Below are 25,131 nucleotides of genomic sequence, written 5' to 3'. Positions count from 1 at the left end.
GCCTCGCCGGGCCTTGCCGCCGGCCTATGGGTAACGGGTCAGGAGATCGAGCCGGTAGAGGCCTTTCACGAGCCCGACATAGCATCGAAGCCCGGCCCGCGCTGCCATCGACCCGATGAAAAGATCGGCGGCTTCATCGCCTTGCAGCCTTTCCGCCGTCGGACCGAGGTAATTGACCAGCACGCAGTGCCCGCCCCGGCGCCAGCTCGCCGCGACACGTTCCGCGAGGCCATCGATTTCCTCCGGTGACAGGAAATACAGGACTTCCGAGAGGACGAGCAGGTCGACAGGATGGTCGGCGGGCCATGCGTCCGGCAGTTCGCCGCGATGAAATGCGATGTTGGGCCGATCGGCGTTGCGTCGCGCCGCTTCCGCCAGCGCGACCGAGGAGACGTCGATGCCGATCACACGGTCGCAGCGATGGGAAAGAAGGCGGGTCAGCTCGCCGATCGAACAGCCGGCCTCGATCGCGACGGCGTAGCGCGATCGCGGCAGGACCGCGACGGTCGCGCGATATTTTTCCTTCTCATATGCCGACACGCGGAAATTCCATGGGTCGATGTCGCCCGCATAGAGCCTGTCGAACCGCGCGGCGCGCTCAGACATGCGCGCCATGACCGATGAACAATTCCGGACTGTCGATGAAATGGCGGCGCGCGCGCGCATCCATGACGAACCCGTCGGGGTCGTCGGGGATCAGCGCCGTCATCTGCGAACGATGCGCGCCGATGGCCGCGCGCTTTTCGGACCGGTAGGCTGCGCCATCGAAGCGGTACAGGGCATCGCCGGCACCCGGCGCGTCCTCGATGAACCGGCCCCAGACCGGGTAGCGCCAGAGCCTGAGCGCGGGCCTGGCGGAGGCGACCTGGCGGGCGATCCGGGCGGCGCGCCGATGATCGGGATGCGGGTCCTTCTCCCATGTCGTCCACAGGGCGCTGACGTTCCGTTCCTCGATCAGGTGCAGCAGCCGGTTCCGCACCGCCGCGCGATCGGCCGGGGAGTCGGGCGCACCCTGGTCGGGAAAGCCGAGCATGATGGTGTCGCCGGTGCCCCGGGTCAGAATGCCCGTCGCCTCGATCAGTTCCGCCCGGCGCAGCGCGACCAGCCTGTCATGCGGGAAGAGCCGCGAATGGGGGTGCGACAGGCCGCCATCGGTCAGGGCGACCACCAGGACGTCCCTGCCGGCGCGGCTGGCCGCCGCGATGGCGGCGCCGCAGCCCAGCGATTCGTCGTCGGGATGCGGTGTCAGCACCAGCACGTTGCCCGGGCCGGCCAGGGTGGCGATATCGATGGACCGGGCCCGCTTTCCGGCCCGGACGATCGCGCCCTCGGCAAAAGGCGTCACCATGGCGGTATCGCGGCCAGCAGCCGGCCTGCCTTGAGCAGTTTGCCGTCCGGGTTTGCCTGGCGCAGAAAGAGCGACAGATCGCGCCTGACGCGCTCGATCGCCGTGCCCGAGACATAGGCGGCGGTGCCCAGCGATTTCTCGGCCAGATGCAGGATCTCGGCACAGCTTTCCTCGACGAACTCGCGGGCCAGCAGGGCGGCGGCGACCGCTTCGTCGATAGCCGCCGCGCGGCCGGACGCGGCTGTTTCGACCATCTGGCAGGTCTCGCGCAGCAGGCTGGCCATCGCACGGCACAGCGAGACCGCGCGCGCGTACCGCATCGATTGCATCGGATCCTCCAGCCGGCCCATATCGGCGAGGCGCGCGCGCCACAGATCGACCAATGCCTCGGCGCCCCCCAGTTGGGCCGCGCAATAGCGCCAGGTTCCGCCCTCGAAATGCGGCTCGCACGCATATGCTCCCGGCTGGCCAACATGGTGGCCGGCATCGATCTCCAGCCCGGTGAAATCGAAACGGCCCGAGCATGTGGCCCGCATCCCCGACGCCTTCCATGCCGACGGATCCTGGCGCCCGGGATCGGACACATCGACCAGGGCCAGCCGGGAGGACCCGTCGTCATCGTCGTCGCGCAGGGTCACGACGGCGAACCGTACCAGCCCCAGGCCCGACGCGAAGATCTTCTCGCCATCCAGCCGGTGGCGGCCGTCGATGGTGGCGCATCGAAGCGGACGCGCGCCGTCGGCCCCCCACACGCCAAGCAGGGCACCCTGCCGGACCGCCTGCGCGACACGCGTTCGCTGGGCCTGGCCCCCGTAGAGATGCAGCAGCTTCGCCGCGTTCATATGGCCCTCGAACAGCCGGGCGACCGATAGATTCGCCCGGCCCATCCGCCGCAACCAGTCGAACGCGTCGATCGCGGTTTCCGCGCGCAGCCCCAGATCCTGCCCGCCTTCGGCGATGGACAGGCAGGCGGCCAGCAGGCCGGCCCGCCCTATCGCCGCGATCTCGGGCGCGAGGGACGCGGGATCGGTCTCGATGCCGTCGGCGCGCTCCGCCAGCCACCGCATCAGCGCGTCCCGTCCGGCTGGCTCATGGCACGATGCGGCTTGCGTGGCGGCGGCGCGAGTGGGGGTCATGCGATTTCCCCGGCCGGCCTGGCCCGCGTGCGCGCGGCGGCCGCGTCGTCGCGCAGCCTTTCCAGACGCGGCAGTTCCGCCGCCATTTCGTCCCACGACATCCGGTGCCGGGCGAGACGCGGGCTGATGGTTTCGACAAATGCCCATAAAGCGCCGAAGCCGGTGAAAAAGGGCGCCTGCCGGCGCTGTTCGACGGACAGTCCCGCCAGCGCCAGAGCCTCGTCCCGTTGCCGGGGCTCCCGAAACGCCTGGCGAAGCCGCGCACGCGCACGCGCCCGGAATTCTGTCTGCCGCGCGGGCTCCAGGGCCTCGTCGCACCAATGCGGCCCGCCGGCGAGCCGGGAGGCGATCGTGTCCGCCATGCCGCCCGGCGCCCGTCCCTCCAGCCGGCACGAGGTCACGACGCGCGAGGCATCGCTGTAGAAGACAGGCAGGTCATGGTCCAGAAAGCGGCGGACCAGCGCGCGATCCTCGCCATGGGGCAAGATGGGGGCCCCCCCGATCCGATCGTAGGCGGCCGCCGACATTGCGAGGTTGGCGCCCGATATCGTGCCGTGAAAGGGCCATGGATTGAGCGGATCCGGATCCAGCAGGCTGGCGAGTTCCAGCGCCGTGCGGCGATAGCGATCCTCGACCGCGCCCCGATCGGTCGCCCATGACGGCAGGCGCGCGAATTCCGCCGGGTCGAGTTCCATGGCACCGCACACCATCGCCGCCCGGCCGGCCTCCAGCGGGGCCAGGCTGGCGCCGATCCACTCCGGGTCGGGCCGGGAATCCGCGTCCGTCGTCAGCAGGAAACCATGAGACCCGAGCTGGGCACGCGCAAAATCGAAGGACGCGCGACGCGCGGTACCGGCATGAGCGGCCTCGTCGGGAAAATGCCGCTCCGCCAGCCGGAGCGCGCCGCCCGTTGTCCTGGCCCATGCCATGGCGCGGGCAACGGTGTGGTCGCGGCTGTTATTGACCAGAAGCGCGATAACCCCCGGCCGGGGCCAGCGCGCCATGGCGATCCGGCACGCTTCCAGGCAGGCGACGACACGCGCCTCCTCATCACGCGCCGGAATGGCAATGGCGTAGGCGGGCCGCACCGTCGTCATGCCCCGGCATCGAGATCGACCTTCGATTCACGGTCCCAGAAGCGGAGCGCGCGGCACGACGCGACGAAATCTTCGACATCATCCGCCGTTTCCATAAGGATGCAGGCATCGTCGAGATCGTCGGCGAGGCCGGCCCTGGCGAACAGCGCGTTCGCTTCCGGCGTGTACCCGATGAATTTGCAATGGGCAAAGGCATCGGTGACGAAATCCCTGGCCGCCGCGTCGCCGGCAAGCAGGGCCGCCCCGTCCGGCGAGGCGATGACCGCCACGGCATCGAACAACACGGACGGGCCGCCATCGATCTTCTGCTGCGCCGCGACCGCCCGGCCGTCGGACAACGTGACGCCGCCGATCTTCGGCGCGACGATGGCATAGACGGCATTTTCCGTCTCCGCCGCCGTGACCAGGGCGTCGAACAGCGCCGCGTCCGCGCCATCGGTCAGCAGGATACCGAACTTGCGCCCGGCAAAGCTGTCGGGGCCGTTCCTGACGATGCTCAGCGCGTCCGAGGGCGGCAGATCGGCGATCACGGGCCGTGCCGCCTTGGCCGGTTCGGGCAGTTTCAGTCCCAGCCCGTTCGCGACGGTCCGGGCCAGATCCTCATCGACATGGCGCAGATGCGAGACGACGCGCGCGCGGATTTCGGGGCGTTCGACCTTGCTGAGTTCGAAGGTGATGGCGTCGCCGATATGCTTCCGTTCGATCGGGGTCTGGCTGATGACGAATTGCCGGGCCTGGCTGTAATGGTCGGCGAAACTCTCCGGCCGGAGGCGGACCTTGGGGCCGGTTTCCTCGGCCGCGAAACTGCGGAAACCCCGTATCGGGTCTTCGCGCGGGCCACCCGCAGCGCCCCAGCTATTGGGTTCGTAATTGGCGCGGCCGATCGGGTTGCGCATCGCCATGTGCCCGTCCTGCTGGAAATGCGCCATCGGGCATTTGGGGGCATTGATGGGGATATGGGTGAAATTGGGGCTGCCCAGCCGCTTCACCTGCGTATCGAGATAGGAGAAATTACGGCCCTGGAGCAGCGGATCATTCGAAAAATCGATACCGGGGGGCACGTTCTGGGTGCAGAAGGCCACCTGCTCGGTCTCGGCGAAGAAATTATCGACCACGCGGTCCAGCACCAGCCTGCCGACGATCCGCACCGGAATTTCTTCCTCGGGAATCAGTTTGGTGGGATCCAGCACGTCGAACGCGAATTTCTCGGCGAAAGCGTCGTCGAAAAGCTGCACGCCCAGTTCCCACTCGGGAAAATCGCCGCTGGTGATCGCGTCCCACAGGTCGCGGCGGTGGAAGTCCGGATCGGCACCGTTGATCTTGACCGCTTCGTTCCACACCACCGATTGCAGCCGCATCTTCGGTTTCCAATGGAACTTGACGAACGTCGAGCGGTTCCTCGCATCGAGAAAGCGGAATGTATGGACGCCGAACCCCTCCATGAAGCGGAAGGAACGCGGAATCGCCCGGTCCGACATCACCCACATGATCATGTGGAAACTTTCCGGCGTCAGCGAGACGAAGTCCCAGAAATTGTCATGGGCCGACTGCGCCTGCGGAAAATCGCGATCGGGCGCCGGCTTGACGGCATGGACCATGTCCGGAAACTTGATGGCGTCCTGGATGAAGAAGACCGGGATATTGTTGCCGACCAAGTCCCAGTTGCCTTCCTGCGTGTAAAACTTGACCGCGAAGCCGCGCACGTCGCGCGCCAGGTCGAACGAGCCCTTGGCGCCCGCGACGGTCGAAAAACGCACGAAGGCCGGCGTGCGCTCGCCGACGCGCTGGAAGATATCGGCGCGCGTCACGTCCTGAAGGCTGTCGGTCAGCTCGAAATAGCCATGCGCGCCATAGCCCCGGGCATGGACCACGCGTTCGGGGATGCGTTCATGGTCGAAATGGAAGATCTTCTCGCGAAAATGGAAATCCTCCATCAGCGCGGGGCCGCGCGGTCCGTAGCGCAGCGTGTTCTGGTCGTCGGCGACAGGCGCGCCCTGCGCGGTCGTCAGCGTCGCCACGTCGCCACCCGCCACCTGGTGCGTCTCGCCGCCCGCGCCGGGATGTGCTTCGCCGCTCGTCCCGGGGGCCGTCCCCGCCTTATCTCCGGATTTCTTCGCCTTGGTGGACATGTTTTCTTTTCCTCGCCGCGATTGCAGACGGGGCATCGGGAGCGCCCGTTCGGGAGATCGATCGTCCGCGCCCGACACCATCTTCCTGCTACGCACGGCACGAGGAGAGGTTCCGAAATTATATCAGACAAAAAATTTTATCTTTGCAATATTTATTTCAAAAATACAATAATTGTTAGAATTTAATTAATATCCATGTCAATTCACTGATGAAAATACAAAGTAAATGTATGATAAAAATCGAGATCAAACGCGGTTGATTTTCATATTCCGGCGGGATCCGGGCTGAGTTGAACATGCCGGGTCGCGGCCCCCACCCTGTTTCCATGCATAGCGAAGCTGGGATCGGCAATGCGATCGATCGTCTGTCATCTTTGTGATATGCACTGGAAAACCTTCTGCGCTGCTCCATCTTGTCATCGGAAGCGAACGCCCGCGCCCTTCGGGCGCGAGACTGACGGCGAAGGAGCGGAACCATGCCGCGTGGAGATAAATCCGCCTATACGGACAAGCAGAAAAGACAGGCCGAACATATCGAGCAAAGCTATGCCCAGCGCGGCGTGGGCGAGGAGGAAGCCGAGCGCAGGGCCTGGGCCACCGTCAACAAGGAGACCGGTGGCGGCAAGAAAAGCGGTTCCGGCCGAGGGCATGACGTCACGCATGAGCCGTCGCGCAAGGGCGGCCATCTGGGTGGCGCGGCCTCCGCCCATCGCCCGGCCGAGGAACGCTCGGCATCGGCAAAGAAGGCCGCGGAAACCCGGCGAAAGAGCGCGAAAGCGTAGGATACGCGCATCCGTGAACATGTTGGCTCAGCCCGGGCGCCCGAACACCCGGCGGAGTTCCTGCTTGGCCCGACCGAGAACGTCGCGCCTTTCGGGAGACAGCGAGCGCCCGGCACGGTTGATGTAGAACACCAGCATCGACATGGCCGAGCGAAACGGCGTGGTCTTGCGCCGTGTGCTGGTCTCGGCCGAATGTTTCAGGGACTCCGCTATATGGTGTGGATCTGCGGATTTGAAGAGATCGGGCTCGATATCGAGGGCGTCGCTATGGCGGGTGACCTCTCCCGACCAGCGTTTCGTCCTCGCGCGATCGCGGACGGTCTTCATGCCGGTCATGAACGGCTCCTTCCGTGAGTGGAGATGGGGCATTGTCGGTGGCCGTTCTGGACATGTGACGTGCGGAGGACGGATCAATGGCACCCAGGCCGTTCTGGACGGGGCATCTGAAACTTTCCCTCGTGACCTGTGCCGTGTCGATGACACCAGCCACGACCGAGACGGATCGCATCCACTTCCATATGATGAACCGGAAGACCGGCCATCGCGTGGTGGTTCAATATGTTGATGCCGTGACCGGCCGGGCGGTCGCGGACGACGATCTCGTGAAAGGCTTTCCGCGCGGCGGCGATCGGTTCGTCCTGCTGGAAGATGACGAACTGGATGCCGTCGCCCTTGAGAGCACCCGCACCATCGATATCGAGCGCTTCGTTGATATCGGGGACATTGGCTGGCTCTGGTACGATACCCCCCATTACCTGGTGCCGGACGAGGCGGTGGGCGAGGAAGCATTCGCCGTCATACGTGACGCCATGCACGATACGGGCACCGTCGGCATCGCCAGACTGGTGCTGTATCGGCGGGAACATGCCGTTCTGCTGGAGCCGCGCGGCAAGGGAATCGTGGTCTGGACGCTCCGCTATGGGGATGAGGTGCGCGATCCGCCGGATTATCCGCCGACGGAAAAAGCGCCCGAACCGCAGCGGCCGGATCTCGTCCCGCTCGATACGCTGATAAGCGAACGTCTCCGGCCTTGGAGCCCGGAGATGATCCAGGACCCCGTAGAGGCGCACCTTCAGGCGATTATCGATGCCAAAAAACGCGCGCGGAAAAAGCCGGCCAAATCGACCCCGCCGGCGCCGGACCAGCCTGTCGTAAATATCATGGACGCGCTGAAGGCCAGCCTGAAATCATCGGCGAAAGACCTGAAATCCTAGCCTGTCGCGGATGCGAGCGGATGGCGGGCCGCATGAAATTCCTCCCATGGGTCGGTGCGGAGCGACGCGATGCGGGCGGCGGCATTGCCGACCGTGAACTGTGCCGACCCGGTGATCGCCCCCAACTCGTCCCAGGCCAGCGGCATCGACACGGGGGCGCCGGCGCGCGCGCGCGTCGAGTAGGGCGCCACCGAGGTCGCGCCCCGTTGATTACGCAGGTAATCGAGCAGGATTTTCCCCCGACGCTTCGATTTGGTGATGGTCGCGATAAAGCGATCCGGGCGGTCGGCGGCCAAGGTTTGCGCCAGATTTTTTGAGAAGGCCTTGACCGCCTCCCACTCCGCCACGGGCTTCAAGGGTGCCACGACATGCAGCCCCTTGCCGCCGGAGGTCTTGACGAATGCCGTCAGGCCGGAGGTTTGCAGGCGCGCGCGTACTGCCTGCGCCGCGTCGATCACCTGCTCCCACGGCACGCCGTCACCGGGATCGAGGTCCATGACCAACTGGTCCGGTCTCTCCCAATCCCGGCAAGACGCGCCCCAGGGGTGAATCTCCAGCGCCGCCGATTGCACCAGCCCCATCAGGCCATCGAGATCGTGGATACCGATCAGATGATCGCCCGCCTCATCGGCCGGGTCGTCCAATGCCCGGATGTGGGCATTCATGCCCTTCCAGACATTCTTCTGGAAGAATCGCGGCCCCGTCATGCCTTCCGGGCAGCGCAGCAGCGCCAGCGGCCGATCGACGATGAACGGCGCCATCCGTGGCCACAGGGCGGCGTAATAATCGGCCAATCCTTCCTTGGTGACCCCGGCATCCGGCCAGTAAACGCGGTCCGGATGGGTCAGCGCGACGGTGCGCTTGCGCTCCGTCGCCGATCGGGCGGGTGGAGGCGTTTGAGGAACAGGCATTTCTCGCACGATCTCCGTCGCTGGCTTGTCGTCGCGGATTCCCCGAAAGGATGCATGGCGAAGCCTGCCATCCGCCGTCCAGGCCCGGAACGCCACCTCTGCCACGCATTCGGGACGCACATAGCGGATACCGCGCGCCTCCCTGGCGGCAAGCCGGTCCGCGAAGGGGCTGACGGTTGTGCCGATGGAGGCGAGCGCACGAAACAGGTCTTCGGCCATCCGGGTCGAAAACCCGGTGCCGACGCGCCCGACATAGCGAAGCCCCTGCGTGTCATGCACGCCGAGCACCAGCGCGCCCACACGCGCGCCGCCCGAGGTCGACGGCACATAGCCGCCAATGACGAATTCCTGCCGCATGGCGCATTTCGATTTGAGCCAGATCCTGCCCCGGCCCGAGCGATAGGGGGCATCCGCCTGTTTGGAGATGACGCCTTCCAGCCCGAGGCCGCAGGCATGCCGCAGGACCAGTGGACCGTCCTCATCAAAATGCTCGCTGAACCGCAGGCGGCCGGGCGCCCGCGGCATGATGCGGCGAAGAGCCGCCTTGCGGTCGGACAAGCGCGCCGCGCGAAGATCTTCCCCGTCCAGGTACAGCAGGTCAAAGGCGTAGAAGATGAAGCGGTCTGCCCGGCCATCGCTGAGATCGGCCTGCAATGCCGAGAAATCGCTGCCGCCCGAGTGGATTTCGACCACCAGTTCGCCGTCGATCAGGGCCGTCCCGACCGGCAGCGCCGCCAGCGCGTCGCGGACGGCATCGCCGAATTTCGCGGTCCAGTCCAGGCCGCCGCGCGTCAGGAGCTTGACCGCGCCCTGCGCGATTCTGGCCTCCAGCCGATAGCCGTCGAACTTGATTTCATGAATCCAGCGCCGGCCCGTCGGCGGACTGGTCACCAGGGTAGCCAATGCGGGCGCGACGAAGGCGGGCAGATCGCCGGGCTTTGCGCCCCTGACCCGTTCCGCCGGCGCGTCGGGCGCCTTGCCCGAGGCGCCGTCCGCGATTTCCGCGATCGTCCGACCCGTCTTGACCGATTCCGGCCGCGCCACGAGGATGTCGGGGTCGGCGGCGCCACGGGCTGCGTCATCGTCGCCTTTGATCAGCAGCCAGTTGTCGCGCCTGTCGTTCGCCCTCGTTTTCATCCGTACCAGATGCCAGCGTCCGGCGAGTTTCTCCCCGTGCAGTTCGAAATCGAGATGCCCCTTGGCCAGGCCTGTCTCGGCATCCCCCAGCGGCGTCCAGGTCCCTCGGTCCCACACGGCCACCGTCCCGCCGCCATATTGGCCCTGGGGGATCGTGCCTTCGAAATCACCATAATCCAACGGGTGGTCCTCGACATGAACCGCCAGGCGCTTCTCGCCCGCTACCAGACTGGGCCCCCTGGTCACCGCCCAGCTTTTCAGGACGCCGTGCAGTTCCAGACGAAAATCGTAATGCAGGCGCCGTGCGTCATGCTTCTGGACGACGAAGCGATGGCCCGCGACCGGCGCGGCTTTGCCCGGTGGCTCGTGGGTCCGCGTGAAATCACGCTTCCGGCGGTAGGCCTCCAGTACCATGGATCAGCTTGCCCTGCGGCGGCCATGCGCGGAGCGTCCCCGCGCGCCGGACGTCTTCACCCGCGGAACCCGCGCGGCCGTCGCGCCCCGTACCGTGCCGGCGCTCTCGCGCAGGGCATCCATCAGGCTGATGATCCTGCCTTCGGCCGGGCGGGACGGCGACGCGGGCTTCTTTCCCTGCCGTTTGGCCTCGACCAGCGCGGCAAGGGCCGCCTCGTACCGGTCTTCGAACGTCGAAGGATCGAAATGGCCTTTCCTCGTCTCGATGATATGGGCCGCCAGATCGTGCATTTCCCGTGGCAGGTCGTGACCGGGAATGTCCTTGAACGCATCTCGGGACGAGCGGACCTCGTCATCAAAATTCAGCGTCGTCGCGATCAGGATGCCGTCGCAGGCCCGGATGAGCAGCGTCCGCACCCGACGAAACAGGACCGTGCGGGCCAGCGCCGCGACCTTCCGTCGATCGAGGCTCTCGCGGATCAACGCAAGGGCCTGTATTGCCGCCGGCCCCGCCGGGGCCAGATAATAGGGGCGGTCCAGATAGACATCGTCGATCTCTCCGCACCGGATGAAGGTGGACACCGCGAGTGTCTTGTCGCTGTCGGGCACGGCCGCCGCGACCTCTTCGAGGTCGAGCAGCACGAACGCGCCGTCCTTCGTCTCGTAGCCTTTGACCAGATCGTCGCGCCCGACCTCGTCACCGGTCTCGCTATCGACATAGCGCCGATGCACGCGATTGCCCGTCGCGCGGTTGATCAGGTGCAGGGCAATCCGCTCGGACGTCGAAACCGCCGCGAAAAGTGCGACCGGGCAAGTCAGCGCTCCGATCGTCAGGGCGCCCTTCCAGCTTGCTCGGGGGGCCATGGCGGCATCCTTGCTTCGGCCGGAAACGCTACCGTTTGCGGCGCATTTTCTTTATGAGCGTGACCACGGTCAGGAAAGCGGCGACCCCGCAGATCACACCCACCAGCTTGCGGCTTACCCCGCCCGACGCCACCATCAGGTCGCCGCGTTCGAGTCTGGAGGCGGTTTCGCCCAGAAGGGTCGAGACCTGCTGCGCGCGCTCTTTCGAATCTCCGACTTTTTCCAGGATCTTCGTGTTCAGGTCGTTCGCCTGGGTCACGGCGACATCACCGAGATCCTGAAGGCGCTTGGCGGTCTTGCGGAGAGCCTTCGCGCCGCTCTTCGCGCCCCATGACTTGAACTCGCTGCGCAGGGCCTCGTCCGCCTGTAGAAGATCAGTCCCCAGTGTTTCGAGATCGGACCGAAGCCGCTGAACCTGCTCGTGAATGGTTGCCACACTCTTTCTCCCTACTCCGAACGGCGACCGCATCGTTCCTTTCAACGGGATAGTCGTTTTCGGGTTTCCATCGCTCCACGCCGGGCAGTACCGCGCCCGTCGCGCAATGCCCCATCTTGCGATACGCTCGGGCGTGGCGAAACGACAGGGCGCGTATCCATGAGCCTGCACATGACGAGACCGCAGACAACGGCAGAACATGAAATCCTGGAAACATTCGTCCATGAGCATCGACGGCTTCTGGTGCTGACGGGCGCGGGGTGCAGCACCGAGTCAGGGATACAGGATTATCGTGACGTCAATGGCGACTGGAAGCGGGCGCGGCCGATCACGTGGCAGGCCTTCATGGGAGATGGTGCCGATCGTCAACGCTATTGGGCGCGCAGCCTGATCGGCTGGCGCCATCTTGAACAAGCCCGTCCGAACGATGCCCACCGCGCGTTGGCCCGGCTGGAAGCCAGGGGCACGGTGGAACTGGTTCTGACGCAGAACGTGGACGGGCTTCACCAGGCCGCCGGCAGTACGCGCGTGATCGATCTGCATGGCCGGATCGATCAGGTACGCTGCATGCGATGCGCACGCCAGACCGCGCGCCTGGATTTGCAAAGCCGACTGACGGCGCTGAATCCGGCATGGGCGCAGCGCGACGCGGCGGCGGCACCGGACGGCGATGCCGACCTGGACGGGGAGGCGTTTTCCACCTTCAGGGTGCCGGATTGCCGTCATTGTGGCGGGATCCTCAAACCCGATGTCGTCTTCTTTGGTGAGGATGTGCCCGCGGCGCGGAAGGCACTGGCCCTGGATCATCTGGCGGCCGCTGATGCGGTGCTGGTCGTCGGCTCGTCGCTCATGGTGCCGTCCGGATACCGCTTCGTGCAGAGGGCCGCGGAGGCTGGCAAGCCCATAGGGGCCGTCACCCTGGGCCGCACACGGGCTGATTCACTGTTCGCCTTCAAGGTTGCCCGACCCTGCGCGAAAGCACTGGCATTCCTGCTCTGATCGCGATCCCGTCGCCGCGGCGGGCGGCCCAGGGCGAAGCGATCACGGGCGCGCGAGACGCGGTCGCCTTTTCTGATCGTATCGGGCAAGAAAGCGATGGGAGTTTCCTACCGCGATATCCCTCCCGGGCGGCACCATGCCGCCGCGCCACGTCACGCGGCCCGTCTTTTTTCGCGGAGGCTCGTCCCATGCAATACAATCCGCTCGGCCGCACCGGCCTCCTGGTCTCGGAACTCTGCCTCGGCACCATGACCTTCGGCGGTCAGGATGGCATCTGGAAACAGATCGGCGGCCTCGCGCAGGAGAGCGCGGATGGTCTGGTCCGTGCCGCCCCGGCGACCGCCTGAACGTCGTTCCCGCCGACCTGACCGCCGACGCAGGCTGGGACGCGGCAGCAGAGGGTGTGCGCTATGTCCTTCATGTCGCCTCGCCGGTGCTGGTGCGGGCGCCGAAAGACCCGGACGAGCTGATCGGACCGGCCCGCGACGGCGCGGCGCGCGTGATGCGGGCCGCGATCCGCGCGGGCGCGGAACGTGTGGTGATGACGTCCTCCGTGGCGGCGGCAAGCCGCAGGGTCGGCGGCCCGGACTGCGAATGCGACGAGACCGTGTGGACCGATCCTGATGCCCCCGGTGTGGACGCCTATACGCGCTCGAAGACGATCGCCGAGCGCACGGCATGGGAGATCATCGGCGCGGAGGGCGGGGCGACCACGCTGGCCGTCGTTAATCCGTCGGTCATTCTGGGACCGGTGCTCGGACGCGACTTTTCGCCGTCCATCGGGCTCGTCCAGCGATTGCTGGCGGGCAAGGTGCCGGGACTGCCATGCTTGGGCTTCGATTTCGTCGACGTGCGCGACCTCGCCGATCTGCATCTGCGCGCCATGACCAGCCCGGCGGCGGCTGGGCGGAGATTCATCGGCGCGGGCGAATTCGCATGGATAGCGGACATTGCCGGAATCCTGAAAGCCCGTCTCGGTCTGGAGGCAGCCAAGGTTCCGACGCGCGCCTTACCGGATTTCGTGCTGCGTCTGGTGGGCCTCTTCGATCGCGATCTCGGCGCGATGAACGGCTATCTCGGGCACAGATATACCTATTCCTCGGCGAAGGCACAGTCCGTTCTCGGCTGGAAGGCCCGGTCGCTGGAAGAGACGATTGCCGATTGCGCGCGTAGCCTGATCGCGGTCGGAGCCGTTTGAGGCCCTTTCACGATACACGCTCATACCCGGATCAGACGATCAATGCAGTCTTCCTCCACCTCTTGCTGGCGCTATTTACCCAGCCCATATTCCTGCCGTCGTCCGACACTGCTTAACAGACACGGAGGCTTCCAAAATGCATTTTTCTCGTATGATTCAGGCTGGCGCCTATGTTGCTACACTGGCCTGCGGCGCGGCTGCCCTGCCTGCGCAGGCTCAGGATACGTTGCGCGTCGTTGATGCACGGGGACACCAGGTCGGTATCCTGGTCCCGGTCCAGGGCATCGCGACGACAGCGGCAATGTCTGATATCGACATGTTCGAGGCCGTTGATCGCATGATGGCACGCAATATGGCTCTCATGGAGGCGGTCGATCGGACATTGGGCTCGCGGCTGGACGGCGTCCTGCGCGCCGTTTCGGCTGTTGGTCATGACCTCCCGAAACAGAGCATGTCCTGGCAGCGTTTCGAGGCGGTCAGCACCGGTGGACCCACCGCCTGTACGCAGACGATCACGATCACATCAAACGGTCAGGCGGCGCCAATCGTTCATGTGTCACGCACCGGAAGCAAGTCCTGTGCGACGCTCCCCGCGCCGATGGCAGTTGACGATCCCGGAGGTCAAAAGACTGGTTCCACGGCTCTGACGCCCGCCGTCGAGACGCGGACGGAAGTCCCGACAAACGGACGCACTGGAAGCGCTCTCTAAAACAGGTGGTGGCCGGAAAACCCCGGGCCACCATCATAGAAGGAAAATATATTGATTTTCTGCGATCATCGCCATGATGGTTAACGAATATCAACAAAATCCCTGTAATTTCCGTCCACAACACCGCCACAAAAAATAAATACAAATATAAATAATAAAATTATTCATAAAAAAGATCTGCATTTCGTGCCCCCTTGACGAGGCAAGCATCTCTTCCAATCTTGCTTTCGCCGGACGCCATCGGGTCCGGCATAGGCTCTGTGAGCCAGACAACTGGAATCCATGTTGCTTTAATCGGAGGATGTGGATGTCGACGCTGAAAGGACTTTGTTCCCGCTATCGCCGCTCCCTGCGCACAGCCGCCCGGAGATGGCGCAACCGACTGGAGGGAGGCGTATCATGGTAACGCGCCTCCTTTTCGGAGACGATCCGCTAGCTCCGCGTGTCCTCTCCGTGCTCCGCCGCCTCGGTCATGACGGACGTGGCGTGACGCTGACGTCTCTGGTGGCCCATACCGGTATACCGGGGATCAGACTTCGCGCCACGCTGGAACGTCTGGTCCAGGCGGGCGCGATCGCCCCTGCCGGGTGTGATCCCCTGGCGTCTGATCTCGCGTTCCGTCTCCCCCTACGGGCAAGAGCCGCACCGCCAGTTTCGGTCGCCGCGTAAGGCACCGACCGCGCCGGGTAGATCAGAAACGCCTTCTCCGAGCGGAAATGCCATCTTCCCTGGAACGACCGCAGGAATGAGAGGGTGGAGCGGGGCCTTCCAGCGGAGGTCCCGCGTTTCTGAAGATGACGTCAAAAGCAGCGAGAACAGGGAGATGTCGAGTTTTATCCATTTTCTCAACCTGAAGGCGCTTCAGCACTATTGGAATAACCATCCCCTCGTGCCCCGTTCACTCGGGACAATGCGGCCAGTTTGGTCGCATTCCGCGGGAGAGACGGAGCGAGCGGAACGGACAGCCAAGCAACCTCGGCGCCTTCGGCAGAGGGAGAGACCACACGTCGCTGTCGGTCTCGTCCTCACGCTGCTGGTCGGAATGGCCTCGCCGGCATCGGCTCATGCGCCGCATGATGTGCTGTCGTGCGAGACAGAAAAGCAGCCGGTGAACATTCCATCCATGCCACTGGCCCGCGCCATTGAGATATTAGGCCGCCAGTCAGGGTGCCCGGTCCTTGTCGACCCGATCCTTATGGACGGCCGGACCTCCGCAGCCGTCAAGGGCGCTTATACGCCTCAGGCCGCTCTCCTGCATCTGTTCGGGTCCGTGCATGTCGACGTCACCGCCACTGTTTCGGGCTTGAGCGTCAGCCCTCTGGATGCGACGGCTCTGACATCGGGCGACACGCGCCCCGGCCTGAGGACTACATCATGACTCTTCACACGGACAGGCCGAACAGAATTATGTCGCTTCCGACCGTTCAGATCGGTACAGAGCTGGCGGTCCTGCTGGCCGACTATCTCGGCGACCAGGAAAAAAAACAGGGATATGACGGCCTCATGCGTCGGGCGGCCGACCACCGGATTTACGATCGGGTTTCTCGCTGGAGAACCGCGTCAGACCCGGAAGCGACGACCGTCGCCGTGGTCCGAAAACTCCTGCCTGTCGCTGACCGCACGCACATGGCCAAGGCCTTGGGCTGGTCGTTGGGAGACCTCGAAAACCAGCTGACATCGGCCTTGCCAAAGGCCGTGCGAGACCATGCCAGAACATTGTCCTGTCGTCTGCCACGCTGGCACCGGCTCTGACCCGGATGTGCGCCGGAAGGGCCACGAGCCCTTCCGGAGACTGATTCAATCCGCATGGGAGTTCGCATCCACATCCGAGGGATCGAGCGGTTCGACCAGTCCTTCCTTGTCCGGATCAATTGGTGGCTCCTCTTCGTCAGGCGCCGGACGCGGGCGCTGTTCCTTCTCCCGAGAAGGAAGAGGAGGCGGTTCGAACGGGCGGTGAGCGCCCATGATCCGTAACGTGTCCTGCATGGGGACATTCTCCATCGCTAAAAGAAAAACCAGACCCAGGACGTGGGAACTATAACGCAATTAATAGATTGGAAAACGGCTATGGAAGACCTCTCCATGAAACGTTCCTGGCAGAGCAGGGACTGGTCCCGCTTCATCAAGCTGTTCAGGGGCCTGACATTCTACGAGCGTTTTGAACAGGCGATCATTCTGACCCTGATTGCGCTCATCATGCTGGTCACCGCCATCGCGACGATTCATCTGATCGGCGCGGTATGGCATCTGGTCGTCGATGTCGGAATCGATCCGATCAACCAGACGATCTTCCAGGCGATTTTTGGCGCGATCTTTACTGTTATCATCGCTCTTGAGTTCAAACACTCCCTGCTGGTCGTTCTTGCCCAGCATGAGAACGTCATCCGGGTGCGGACCATCGTCCTGATCGCCCTCCTGGCGATTGCCCGCAAATTCATCCTGCTGGATCTGCATGATGTGACTGCCATGGAACTGTTCGCTCTCTCGGCGGCTGTTCTGGCGCTGGGCATCGTCTACTGGCTGGTCCGCGAGCAGGATGCGCGTGTCGCGCGCGATGCCAGGGCACAGGCGCATCTCGAAGATAATCCTGCGGCCCGCTGTGAGCCTGAACGGTCTTCATCCTGAAGAATCGAGGTAAAGGCGGTCTATAACGCCGCCTTTACTCAATCCCCACTACGTCCCGTGCGATGAGGACGTCTTCTTCGCCGTCTCTGGCCCTGACGGTGCCAGATGATCTGTGTCGATGGGCCGGAACGGCGGAATGGGTTGTCCGGGATAATAGACCGGCCCCTTGTAGTTCTGATCCAACTGGCTTGCGTTCAAGCTGTCGACCAGCATATCACCTGTGCCGTCTTCGTAATGAGTGCGAGCCCCGGTTTTGGGGATTGTGGACGTTCCCTCAGTCGCCCTCGCATCGAACGATGTTGCAGCCGTCCGGACAATATCACCAGCATGTGCGCCCGACTGGCTCAGTAGAGACAAGCTCAGAGCAGCGCACGACAGAGATATTTTCATCCTCTTCATGCTCATGACCTTTCGAGATTCTCCCCCGGCCGGATGAATGGCCGGGGGAGAGTTTTCGTCACGCCATCAGGCTGCCTCTTTCCGCGCCTCGATCTGGGGCACGGCTTCCTCCGCACGTGTTGTAGAGGACGTAATCGCGATACGACGCGGCTTCATAGCTTCGGGTATCTCACGTTTCAGGGTAATGGACAGAAGTCCGTTCTCGAAGTGCGCATCGGTGACTTTCATATGCTCGGCCAGATCGAAGCGGCGTTCGAATTCTCTGCCCGCAATACCCCGATGGAGATATTCGGCGGCGCTTTGCGGCTCCGGCGCCTTTCGTCCTGTCACGACAAGAGTATTGCGCTCCTGTGTGATCGTAAGGTCGTTCTCGGCAAGTCCGGCAACCGCCATGTCGATCCGGTAATCATCCTCACCGGTCTTGACGATATCGTAAGGCGGCCAGTTATCGACCGTCGGAATCCGGCTGGCGAGATCAAGGGCATTGAGCATTCTGTCAAAACCCACGCTCGAACGGAACAGGGGAGCAAAATCAACGGTGGCTCTCATAGCCATATCCTCCTTTGAGCAACATGGACACAAGATCAAAACTGATAGTTCTGTCTGCCGACCCCTTCGGCGGCCGGCAAATTCAATCTGGGAACTCCGTGCATGGTGTCAAGAGGCATCAAAAATGCAGAAAGGCAGGTTTGGGCGTCCTCTATCGTTCGCGTTTTCATTGCCTGCGCGTCTTCGCGAGTGAGACGGACCCATGCCCATTTCACGAGCATCGTGTCAAACGAATTGAAGAACTGACCCCTTTGGCGAAACGAGGAACTGCCCCCCTCATGATGTGGTTGTCTCGACTTCCCTGATGGACGCTCCGGCCTTCTGCAGAAGGCCGGAGCGTCGTTTCTCCCGCAGGCGGTAGCTGTCGCCGCGGATGGTGATCACGGTGGAATGGTGCAGCAGGCGGTCCAGGATGGCGGTGGCCACCACCGGGTCGCCGAAGACCTCGCCCCATTCTCCGACCGAGCGATTGGAGGTCAGCAGGATCGAGCCGCGCTCGTAGCGCCTTGAGACGAGCTGGAAAAACAGATGCGCGGCGTTGGCTTCGAACGGCAGATAGCCCAGTTCGTCGATGATCAGCAGCTTCGGTCGCGATAGGAGCGCCAGTTGCTTGTCCAGCGCGCCGTCCGCATGCGCCTTGGCCAGCATGGCGACCAATGTCGCGGCGGTGACGAACTGCACGCTGTAGTTTCGCCGGATCGCCTCGCGCCCGAGCGCCACGGCCAGATGCGTCTTCCCCGTTCCCGGCGGCCCCAGCAGCAAGATCGTATCGCCGTGCGCGACCCAGCGGCACTCGGCCAGATCGCGGACCTGCCGGGGATCGAGGGACGGCTGGGCGTCGAACTCAAAGCCGTCGAGTTCCCGCACGAACGGGAACTGCGCCATCTTGCTCGCCATGGCGATGCGGCGCTCGTCGCGTCGCGCGATCTCGCGCCCGACCAGGAATGCCAGTGCCTCGCGTAACGTCATGTCCGAGCGCGCCGCCTCGTCGAGCAGCGTGTCCAGCTGGTCGCGGATCGCCGTCAGCTTGAGCCGGTCCAGCATCCCGACCAGGGCCTCATGATCCATGCCCGCCATCACCAGGTCCCTCCCGCGACAGCCTCATATTCGGCCAGCGGCCGGAGCAGGTCGGGCAATGGGGACGGTAATCCTGCACGCGGCGGGCGCGCCTCGGCCGGTCCGCCAACCAGGCCGGCGAGATGGGACCGATCGACGATCCGCTGCCGGCGTCCCGCGCAAAGCGAATGATCCGCCACGACCTGCCCGGCATGACGCACGACGACGCGCCCGCCCAGCACCACGACCTGCACGCTCCCGCCGCCACGGCCGGACCTTCAACTCGACCGAGCGAAGCCCAATGACGATCCCGTGCTCGCTCGCCAGTTCCTGGCGGATCACGTCGGCATTGCCGTCGTGCCGGAAAAACCCCTCCCGAAGCCAGTCGTCCAGACCGTCGAACGCCGACCGCCGCTCAGGCTGCCGATACGCGATCGCCCTCCTCTCACTTCGCCTGACATCAAAAGCCGATCGTGGTAGTGCTGGGTTCCCTGGCGGCTGACGCTCGCGTCCTCGGATGATATTGTATTCTGATGCGGCATGAGATCACCGACATCACGTTGGACACAGCGACACAGACCGAACGGATGGGGCAGGCGGGCCTAGCCTATGCCCGACAAGGCCGGGTATCCGCCCTGAAGGCCAACTTGGCGGACGGCACGATCACGGCGCGTGTCGCCGGCAGCGCGCGCACCCCGTACGACGTGTCGATCCGCTTTACAGGCCGAGAAACCATTACATCGAAATGCAGTTGCCCGATCGGCACCGGATGCAAGCACGTCGCCGCGACACTATTCGCAGCTATGAAAGCACCGCAGGCCGAAGGGCCTCCGAACGCCCTTCCAGCGCTCCGGTCCGCCACTCCTGTGCCGACACGACAAAATACGGTCCTTCCCGCCGACGTGGCACATTGGTTCGAGACGATGCGCCCACTCCTGGAGCCGCAACGACCCACCGCTGGAAATCCCACCGTCCTTTACATCGTCCAGCCGCTCGGCGGCGAGCGAGGAAAGAAGCCCGGCAAGAACGCGTCCGCCGATACCCCCCAAGCCCGGCAGAAGAAACTGGCCGTATCGGCGCGACTCGTACAATTGAACCCGAACGGCGAACCTTCTCGGGGAGAAGGCACGATATTGACGCTCTGGCAGATCGATCAGCTTACGCAAGACCGCGCGGCTTCCGACGGCATCACCGCCACGGACCGGGCATTGGTGCAGCAAATGCATACCCGTCCGTTCAATGTCGACATGGATGGCGGCCTGGCGTTGGCCGGCGGTTACGCTATTCTGTTACGCCTGATCGCGACTGGGCGCGCGCGGTGGGGATCGGTGCATGGACCGACAATGCTGCTGCTCGAACCGGTCCCGGCGCGCCCCGTCTGGAAACACGATGGGGAGGGCCGGGCCTGTATCGGCCTTGCCGCCGATGGACTATCGGCGGACACAATCACTGGTCTGGTCGCGCCACCCGTCCTGATCGACCCGACAAGCGGCGCGGTACATCCGGTCGAATTCGGGCTTTCGTCCGCGCTGGCCGGGCAGATTCTCCGCCTGCCGCCCATCGCGCCTGGCGACGTGGCGGACGTCGCACGACAATGGCATGCACTCGCGCCGGCCATGATACCGCCGCCGCCACCACCGGAGATCCACGAGCGCCGCGATATCGTCCCGGTACCGACCGTGCTGATCACCATGGACAAGGTAAAACTCCGGAACGCGCGCCGGGGTTATTATCATACATCTGCGCAGAAAGTGGATTGCGCCGTCTCGCGTTTGTCCTTCGCGTATCGCGACACAATCGTCGACGCGCGTACGGCGGGCCATGCCCTGCTCGTTCGGGAAGATGATCGGTTCCTGCGCATCATGCGAGACGACACCGCGGAACAAAAGGCGGAGGAACGTCTGCTCGAGTTTGGCCTCCTGCCGCTCGATACGTTCGAAGGCGCCCTGCCTTCAGAAAAGCAGCAATGGGATTTCGCACCTGCCGTTCCAGCCACCGCCTCCGATTTCGCCTCTTTCGTCATTCGCGACATCGCCATCCTCCGAAAGGCCGGCTGGAAGGTCGAGACCGCGAGAAATTTCCCTCTCAAACTGGCTGAGATTGCCCCAGAGAAGATCGAAGCCGATCTCGTTCCCTCAGGGATCGATTGGTTCGATATGCGGCTCGGTGCCAATGTTGACGGCAAACGGATCGACCTGGTTCCTGCTTTGCGCCGGATGCTGGCCCGGATGGACGCGGAGGAGGTCATGGCATTTCTTGAAACCGACGACCCGCCGCCGGACATAATCGTCCCGATCCCTCTGGACGACGGGCGCGTCGCACCCGTCGAACTCGCGAAGCTCCTGCCCATCCTGCGTGCACTGCTCCTGCTGTCGACCACCGACAACAGTGCCGGCAAACCGGGAGTGGCAAGCCACGATCTTGGACTTCTGGCGGCGTTGGACCAGACACTCGGCACGCTCCGTGGCGCGGAGATGCTCCGAAAGCTGGCACGTGAACTCACATCGCTGCGGTTTCCGCCGACACCGCTGCCGCCCGGATTCTTGGCGACCCTGCGGCCCTATCAGCAAACCGGGCTTGACTGGCTGGAGGCTCTTGCGCGTGGCGGTTTGGGTGGCTTGCTGGCCGATGATATGGGGCTTGGCAAGACGGTCCAGGCTCTCGCGCATATCGCTGTACGACGGTGCGAAACGCCGGACGCGCCGCCGGTTCTGGTCGTGGCCCCGACCTCCGTTCTCCCGAACTGGCAGGCTGAAATCGCGCGCTTTGCGCCGACACTGAGCATCCTCATCTTGCATGGTGCGGAGCGTCACGGCCTGCACGCCGAGATCGCGAGCCACGATATCGTGCTCACCACCTATCCGCTGCTGATCCGTGACCGGGACGCATTGACACCGGAACCGTTCAGCCTCGTGGTGTTCGACGAGGCACACACGCTGAAAAACCCGGCTACCAACGGCCATGCGACCGCCCGCGCTCTCAAGGCCGAGCGCCGTCTTGCCTTGACTGGGACGCCGATCGAGAACCGCCTGACGGATGCCTGGGCGTTGTTCGACCTGATTGCACCTGGCCTTCTCGGCACGACGAAATCGTTCGGGAAACAGTTCCGCACGCCCATCGAGAAACACGGCGATCCGGAAATCCGTGCCCGACTGGCGCGTACCCTTCGTCCGTTCCTGCTGCGCCGGACCAAGGATCTGGTGGCGCCTGATCTGCCACGAAAATCCGTCCTGTCCGTCGCCATCGAACTCGAACCGGCGCAAAGGGCACTGCATGAAAGCCAGCGCCTGCTCATGCAAAAACAGGTCCGGGAGGAGATCGAACGGGTCGGATTGATGCGCGCTCAGATCGTCGTGCTCACGGCGCTGACCCGGTTGCGACAGGTCTGTTGTGACCCCCGTCTGCTCGGCGAGAAAGCCATTACGCGAAAAGGAGGCCAGCCGGCGCCCTCGGCGAAGCTCACGCGGCTTTTGGAGATGCTGGGCGACATGCTGACGCAAGGTCGCCGGATCATCGTGTTCAGCCAGTTCACCACCATGCTCGATCTCATCAAACCTGCTCTCGCGCGCATGGACATCGCATGGACCGAATTGACGGGTTCGACAAAAGACCGCCGCACGCCGGTCAATCGGTTCCAGTCGGGCGAAGTACCTCTGATCCTCGTCAGCCTCAAGGCGGGGGGCACCGGCCTCAATCTCACGGCGGCCGACACCGTGATCCTCTACGACCCATGGTGGAATCCGGCGATCGAGGCCCAGGCCATCGATCGCGCGCATCGGCTAGGGCAGACAAAAAAGGTCTTCGTCTATCGCCTGATCGCGCGAGACACGATCGAGGAGAAAATCCTGATCCTTCAAGAGCGCAAAGCGGCGTTCGCGGAAGCGTTGTGGTCCGAAAATGCCGCGACCCCGGCCGCGCTCAGTGAGGACGACATTGCGTTTCTCCTAGGATGAAGCAGGCAGCGCAGTGTTTGACAGCATCAGAAAAGCAATAGAACTCCTGAAATGTAACTGCTCACGGGGTTGGCAGCGAAGGGCTTGCGGAAGGTGCTGGAATTTGATTCACCCTACGAATGGCACCGCCCTGTTAATTTTCACTGAGATATGGGTTCTTCCGCACTTTTCGTGATGATATTTTGATTATGCGGGCTGGAGGACACGAGCTCTGAGGAGTTCGAAACCTGCTCTTCCGAACATGGTGCGCTTGATCATTTTCAGTCGGCTGATCTGTCCTTCAACCGGGCTGGTTGTCCATGGTGTGACGAGAGACGCTTCAATTGTAGGGTCTGGAGAGATCATTTCACTGTTGCGAGAGCCTGGTCGAGACGATAATTGCTATGTCGGATTCGTTCGCTTGCTGGATCAAAGGCGGCTTCGATCTCCTCGCGTAGCGGTGTTCGATCCATCAATGCGATGACGCGATCGATCGGTGATGCGCCAGCCAACGCGGTATGGGGACGATTTGTTAATTTTCACTGAGATCTGGGTTCATCCGCACTTTGCGTGCATGACACGGGCGCGGAGGAGTTTGAAGCCTGCCCGACCGAACATGGTGCGCTTGATCATCTTGAGGCGGCTGATCTGCCCTTCGACGGGACTGGTGGTCCAGGGGTGGTGCAGTGCGGCCTGAACGGCGGAAAGGTCTCGCCGCAGGCCAGTTACAAAACGGGATAGAGGCGTTCTTTCCCCCGCTTCGAGAAGGGTTTCCAGGGGTGCCTGTGATTTTCTGGTAAAGAGATCCTGCATGTCTCTTACCCAGACCGTGGCTTGCGCCAGCACCGGCGCGGCCGTCATCAGGCGCTGGATAAACAGGACGTCCATATCTGACCGGTTGCTAGTTTCGGTCGTGAGCATCCGAGCCAGGTTTCTACCCATGGGCACGGGTTTGATCGGCACCGGATGAGATGCACCTGCCGTGGATCGTCTCGACAAGACCCAGTCCCGGACGCTTCCATATCGACCGGAGAACCCCATGGCGGTGATTTCACGATGCAGACGGGCGGCATTGTGACATCCTTCCTTCAGGCGTCGATCGAGAAAGGTGGCGTAGGGGGTCATGATGCCGGGCCGAAAAATGCGACGCTGCCACGTCGAGGGGTGACCCTGTCGCAACCACCGCCGGACGGTCTTGCGTTCCGCGCCAATTGTCTGTGCGATACGGCTGATCGTCTGTCCCTTCGCCCGCATGGCGGCCGCCTGCCGGTATTGCTCTTCACGCTGTCCCTGACGGGCCTGACTGGACGCAACGGGCCCAGTCTCGCCCGGATCGCTCACCATTCCTGCGTCGACCGGCTGTCCGACCGGGGAGACCTCATTCGTGATATCGGCCATGATGCGCCTGGCCAGAGCGGCGTGCCGGTCGACGACGGTCAGGAACGCATCATGAAGATTGCGGATCAGATGCCAGCGATCTGCGACCTGAATGGCGGCCGGGGCGCCCTGCCGAATGCCGTCGGCATAAGCCCCTGCGCGATCACGGGCGACAATCTCGATACCGGGATGATCGCGGAGCCACGCCGCGAGAGTGTCCCCCTGCCGGTCGGCCAGAAGATCGACCACCCTGTTTCGTTCGAGGTCCACGAGAATGGTGCCATAGTGTCGGCCACGCCGCCAGGCCCAGTCGTCGACACCGAGCACGCGGGGCGTTTCAGGCCGGCCGGCGACCGCTGCCATCCTGACGATGCGCCGTATCAGCGTGTCGGCGCTGATGGGACAGCACAGGCGCGCCGCCATACGGGCACCTGCACTCCCGCCCAGCGCGTGGGCTACGTAGGTGTGGAGGTCCGCCAGCCGACACGTCTGCCGCGCGTAGGGAGTCGCGAATTCCCCCAATGGTTCGACGAAGGTTCGGCGCTGACATCCTTTGTCGGTGCAACGAAAACGTCGCACCGTCATCGACAGGGAAACACGGCGTCCATGCGCCGGCATGTCAGCAAGCTTGCGAACATAATGGCTGTGACGTCGATGCGACACTGTCCCACAATCGGGACAGGCTGCTCCATGACAACGGGATTTCGTGTAACCGGCCGCTCAAGACCGCATGATCACGCGGCCTGTTTTTGAAGTTCTGCCATGGGATGCCAATTCCACGGCAACAATTCATGGAGACGGTTGACCTTGTGGTCGTTG

22 protein-coding genes and 3 pseudogenes are annotated in these 25,131 nt (G+C 63.7%); 9 read left to right on the top strand and 16 right to left on the bottom strand.

What is annotated here, in order from left to right; translation table 11 throughout:
- Positions 1–24: 24 nt before the first annotated feature.
- From HLH48_RS20480 to HLH48_RS20460, 5 genes are read right to left on the bottom strand one after another with little or no spacing between them, the layout of a single operon-like run.
- Entirely contained in the window at positions 25–615 is a 591-nt protein-coding gene (locus tag HLH48_RS20480; protein WP_182999330.1) for a class I SAM-dependent DNA methyltransferase, read from the bottom strand.
- On the bottom strand, positions 599–1,348 hold the full coding sequence (locus HLH48_RS20475; RefSeq protein ID WP_182999329.1) for a PIG-L deacetylase family protein: 750 nt from the start codon (positions 1,346–1,348) through the stop codon (positions 599–601). The genes HLH48_RS20480 and HLH48_RS20475 overlap by 17 nt, the downstream gene beginning before the upstream one ends.
- A complete protein-coding gene (locus tag HLH48_RS20470; protein WP_182999328.1) occupies positions 1,342–2,484 on the bottom strand; it encodes an acyl-CoA dehydrogenase family protein in 1,143 nt (380 codons plus the stop codon). Before HLH48_RS20470 ends, HLH48_RS20475 begins: the two co-directional genes overlap by 7 nt.
- Positions 2,481–3,581 (bottom strand): glycosyltransferase, encoded by a 1,101-nt coding sequence (locus tag HLH48_RS20465; RefSeq protein ID WP_182999327.1) that lies wholly within the window; start codon positions 3,579–3,581, stop codon positions 2,481–2,483. Before HLH48_RS20465 ends, HLH48_RS20470 begins: the two co-directional genes overlap by 4 nt.
- The gene (locus HLH48_RS20460; RefSeq protein WP_182999326.1) at positions 3,578–5,710 is read right to left on the bottom strand and encodes a catalase; all 2,133 of its coding nucleotides are present in this window, start codon (positions 5,708–5,710) and stop codon (positions 3,578–3,580) included. Before HLH48_RS20460 ends, HLH48_RS20465 begins: the two co-directional genes overlap by 4 nt.
- A gap of 476 nt (positions 5,711–6,186) precedes the next feature.
- Here HLH48_RS20460 and HLH48_RS20455 point away from each other — a divergent pair, with 476 nt between their 5' ends.
- Positions 6,187–6,492, top strand: coding sequence for a plasmid stabilization protein (locus tag HLH48_RS20455; protein ID WP_182999325.1), 306 nt, complete (start codon positions 6,187–6,189; stop codon positions 6,490–6,492).
- Positions 6,493–6,519: 27 nt separating this feature from the next.
- Here HLH48_RS20455 and HLH48_RS20450 read toward each other — a convergent pair whose 3' ends face one another.
- Positions 6,520–6,828 carry a DUF3175 domain-containing protein gene (locus tag HLH48_RS20450; RefSeq protein ID WP_182999324.1) on the bottom strand — a complete coding sequence of 103 codons (309 nt, stop codon included), beginning with the start codon at positions 6,826–6,828 and terminating at the stop codon, positions 6,520–6,522.
- 77 nt (positions 6,829–6,905) lie between these two features.
- Between HLH48_RS20450 and ku (HLH48_RS20445) the strand changes: the two genes are divergently transcribed.
- Positions 6,906–7,706 (top strand): non-homologous end joining protein Ku, encoded by an 801-nt coding sequence (gene ku, locus HLH48_RS20445; protein ID WP_182999323.1) that lies wholly within the window; start codon positions 6,906–6,908, stop codon positions 7,704–7,706.
- Here the strand turns inward: ku (HLH48_RS20445) and ligD are convergent.
- The 3 genes from ligD to HLH48_RS20430 are packed head-to-tail and all read right to left on the bottom strand — an operon-like array spanning position 7,703 to position 11,468.
- Positions 7,703–10,168 (bottom strand): DNA ligase D, encoded by a 2,466-nt coding sequence (gene ligD / locus HLH48_RS20440; RefSeq protein ID WP_182999322.1) that lies wholly within the window; start codon positions 10,166–10,168, stop codon positions 7,703–7,705. The genes ku (HLH48_RS20445) and ligD overlap by 4 nt on opposite strands.
- Positions 10,169–10,171: 3 nt before the next feature.
- The gene (gene ku, locus HLH48_RS20435; protein ID WP_182999321.1) at positions 10,172–11,032 is read right to left on the bottom strand and encodes a non-homologous end joining protein Ku; all 861 of its coding nucleotides are present in this window, start codon (positions 11,030–11,032) and stop codon (positions 10,172–10,174) included.
- A 28-nt stretch (positions 11,033–11,060) separates the two neighbouring features.
- The gene (locus HLH48_RS20430; RefSeq protein WP_182999320.1) at positions 11,061–11,468 is read right to left on the bottom strand and encodes a hypothetical protein; all 408 of its coding nucleotides are present in this window, start codon (positions 11,466–11,468) and stop codon (positions 11,061–11,063) included.
- Between the two features lie 171 nt (positions 11,469–11,639).
- On the opposite strand from HLH48_RS20430, the gene HLH48_RS20425 reads away from it, so the two are divergent.
- The 5 genes from HLH48_RS20425 to HLH48_RS20410 all read left to right on the top strand — a co-directional run bounded on the left by HLH48_RS20425 (position 11,640) and on the right by HLH48_RS20410 (position 16,126).
- On the top strand, positions 11,640–12,467 hold the full coding sequence (locus HLH48_RS20425; RefSeq protein ID WP_182999319.1) for an NAD-dependent protein deacetylase: 828 nt from the start codon (positions 11,640–11,642) through the stop codon (positions 12,465–12,467).
- Between the two features lie 188 nt (positions 12,468–12,655).
- On the top strand, positions 12,656–12,814 hold the full coding sequence (locus HLH48_RS23615; RefSeq protein WP_264813448.1) for a hypothetical protein: 159 nt from the start codon (positions 12,656–12,658) through the stop codon (positions 12,812–12,814).
- Positions 12,742–13,665, top strand: a complete 924-nt coding sequence (locus HLH48_RS20420) for an NAD-dependent epimerase/dehydratase family protein (protein ID WP_264813445.1) — start codon at positions 12,742–12,744, stop codon at positions 13,663–13,665. Before HLH48_RS23615 ends, HLH48_RS20420 begins: the two co-directional genes overlap by 73 nt.
- Before the next feature lie 136 nt (positions 13,666–13,801).
- On the top strand, positions 13,802–14,374 hold the full coding sequence (locus HLH48_RS20415) for a hypothetical protein (RefSeq protein WP_182999317.1): 573 nt from the start codon (positions 13,802–13,804) through the stop codon (positions 14,372–14,374).
- Positions 14,375–15,781: 1,407 nt separating this feature from the next.
- A complete protein-coding gene (locus tag HLH48_RS20410) occupies positions 15,782–16,126 on the top strand; it encodes a hypothetical protein (protein WP_246387608.1) in 345 nt (114 codons plus the stop codon).
- Positions 16,127–16,171: 45 nt separating this feature from the next.
- Here HLH48_RS20410 and HLH48_RS20405 read toward each other — a convergent pair whose 3' ends face one another.
- Positions 16,172–16,360, bottom strand: coding sequence for a hypothetical protein (locus HLH48_RS20405; protein ID WP_182999315.1), 189 nt, complete (start codon positions 16,358–16,360; stop codon positions 16,172–16,174).
- 81 nt (positions 16,361–16,441) lie between these two features.
- Here HLH48_RS20405 and HLH48_RS20400 point away from each other — a divergent pair, with 81 nt between their 5' ends.
- Positions 16,442–16,999 (top strand): phosphate-starvation-inducible PsiE family protein, encoded by a 558-nt coding sequence (locus tag HLH48_RS20400; RefSeq protein WP_182999314.1) that lies wholly within the window; start codon positions 16,442–16,444, stop codon positions 16,997–16,999.
- Between the two features lie 465 nt (positions 17,000–17,464).
- On the opposite strand, the gene HLH48_RS20395 is transcribed toward HLH48_RS20400, so the two are convergent.
- The 4 genes and pseudogenes from HLH48_RS20395 to HLH48_RS23845 form a co-directional block, all read right to left on the bottom strand.
- Positions 17,465–17,947 (bottom strand): Hsp20 family protein, encoded by a 483-nt coding sequence (locus tag HLH48_RS20395; protein ID WP_182999313.1) that lies wholly within the window; start codon positions 17,945–17,947, stop codon positions 17,465–17,467.
- 276 nt (positions 17,948–18,223) lie between these two features.
- Positions 18,224–19,024, bottom strand: a complete 801-nt coding sequence (gene istB, locus HLH48_RS20390) for an IS21-like element helper ATPase IstB (protein ID WP_182999312.1) — start codon at positions 19,022–19,024, stop codon at positions 18,224–18,226.
- Positions 19,024–19,224, bottom strand: coding sequence for a hypothetical protein (locus HLH48_RS23850; RefSeq protein WP_408871474.1), 201 nt, complete (start codon positions 19,222–19,224; stop codon positions 19,024–19,026). The genes istB and HLH48_RS23850 overlap by 1 nt, the downstream gene beginning before the upstream one ends.
- Positions 19,211–19,450 (bottom strand): annotated as a pseudogene (locus HLH48_RS23845) (IS21 family transposase); the annotation flags it as partial. The pseudogene HLH48_RS23845 and the gene HLH48_RS23850, both read right to left, overlap by 14 nt.
- 86 nt (positions 19,451–19,536) lie before the next feature.
- Between HLH48_RS23845 and HLH48_RS20380 the strand changes: the two are divergent.
- On the top strand, positions 19,537–22,956 hold the full coding sequence (locus tag HLH48_RS20380) for a DEAD/DEAH box helicase (protein ID WP_182999311.1): 3,420 nt from the start codon (positions 19,537–19,539) through the stop codon (positions 22,954–22,956).
- 341 nt (positions 22,957–23,297) lie between these two features.
- Here the strand turns inward: HLH48_RS20380 and HLH48_RS20375 are convergent.
- Together HLH48_RS20375 and HLH48_RS20370 are read right to left on the bottom strand one after the other, a co-directional pair.
- Positions 23,298–23,465 (bottom strand): annotated as a pseudogene (locus HLH48_RS20375) (IS481 family transposase); the annotation flags it as partial.
- 25 nt (positions 23,466–23,490) lie between these two features.
- A pseudogene (locus HLH48_RS20370) lies at positions 23,491–24,996 on the bottom strand (ISL3 family transposase); the annotation flags it as partial.
- Positions 24,997–25,131: the final 135 nt, after the last annotated feature.

The sequence above is a fragment of the Gluconacetobacter sacchari genome (genome assembly GCF_014174255.1).
Classification (GTDB): domain Bacteria; phylum Pseudomonadota; class Alphaproteobacteria; order Acetobacterales; family Acetobacteraceae; genus Gluconacetobacter; species Gluconacetobacter sacchari.
Note: the sequence above shows the minus strand (reverse complement) of the source record. Positions and strands in the feature narration are given on the sequence as shown.

Excerpts from the sequence above, each read along its gene's own strand:
- HLH48_RS20480 (WP_182999330.1), bottom strand. The coding sequence starts at position 615 with ATGGCGCGCATGTCTGAGCGCGCCGCGCGGTTCGACAGGCTCTATGCG.
- HLH48_RS20475 (WP_182999329.1), bottom strand. The coding sequence starts at position 1,348 with ATGGTGACGCCTTTTGCCGAGGGCGCGATCGTCCGGGCCGGAAAGCGG.
- HLH48_RS20470 (WP_182999328.1), bottom strand. The coding sequence starts at position 2,484 with ATGACCCCCACTCGCGCCGCCGCCACGCAAGCCGCATCGTGCCATGAG.
- HLH48_RS20465 (WP_182999327.1), bottom strand. The coding sequence starts at position 3,581 with ATGACGACGGTGCGGCCCGCCTACGCCATTGCCATTCCGGCGCGTGAT.
- HLH48_RS20460 (WP_182999326.1), bottom strand. The coding sequence starts at position 5,710 with ATGTCCACCAAGGCGAAGAAATCCGGAGATAAGGCGGGGACGGCCCCC.
- HLH48_RS20455 (WP_182999325.1), top strand. The coding sequence starts at position 6,187 with ATGCCGCGTGGAGATAAATCCGCCTATACGGACAAGCAGAAAAGACAG.
- HLH48_RS20450 (WP_182999324.1), bottom strand. The coding sequence starts at position 6,828 with ATGACCGGCATGAAGACCGTCCGCGATCGCGCGAGGACGAAACGCTGG.
- ku (WP_182999323.1), top strand. The coding sequence starts at position 6,906 with ATGGCACCCAGGCCGTTCTGGACGGGGCATCTGAAACTTTCCCTCGTG.
- ligD (WP_182999322.1), bottom strand. The coding sequence starts at position 10,168 with ATGGTACTGGAGGCCTACCGCCGGAAGCGTGATTTCACGCGGACCCAC.
- ku (WP_182999321.1), bottom strand. The coding sequence starts at position 11,032 with ATGGCCCCCCGAGCAAGCTGGAAGGGCGCCCTGACGATCGGAGCGCTG.
- HLH48_RS20425 (WP_182999319.1), top strand. The coding sequence starts at position 11,640 with ATGACGAGACCGCAGACAACGGCAGAACATGAAATCCTGGAAACATTC.
- HLH48_RS23615 (WP_264813448.1), top strand. The coding sequence starts at position 12,656 with ATGCAATACAATCCGCTCGGCCGCACCGGCCTCCTGGTCTCGGAACTC.
- HLH48_RS20415 (WP_182999317.1), top strand. The coding sequence starts at position 13,802 with ATGCATTTTTCTCGTATGATTCAGGCTGGCGCCTATGTTGCTACACTG.
- HLH48_RS20410 (WP_246387608.1), top strand. The coding sequence starts at position 15,782 with ATGTCGCTTCCGACCGTTCAGATCGGTACAGAGCTGGCGGTCCTGCTG.
- HLH48_RS20405 (WP_182999315.1), bottom strand. The coding sequence starts at position 16,360 with ATGCAGGACACGTTACGGATCATGGGCGCTCACCGCCCGTTCGAACCG.
- HLH48_RS20400 (WP_182999314.1), top strand. The coding sequence starts at position 16,442 with ATGGAAGACCTCTCCATGAAACGTTCCTGGCAGAGCAGGGACTGGTCC.
- HLH48_RS20395 (WP_182999313.1), bottom strand. The coding sequence starts at position 17,947 with ATGAGAGCCACCGTTGATTTTGCTCCCCTGTTCCGTTCGAGCGTGGGT.
- istB (WP_182999312.1), bottom strand. The coding sequence starts at position 19,024 with ATGGCGGGCATGGATCATGAGGCCCTGGTCGGGATGCTGGACCGGCTC.
- HLH48_RS20380 (WP_182999311.1), top strand. The coding sequence starts at position 19,537 with ATGCGGCATGAGATCACCGACATCACGTTGGACACAGCGACACAGACC.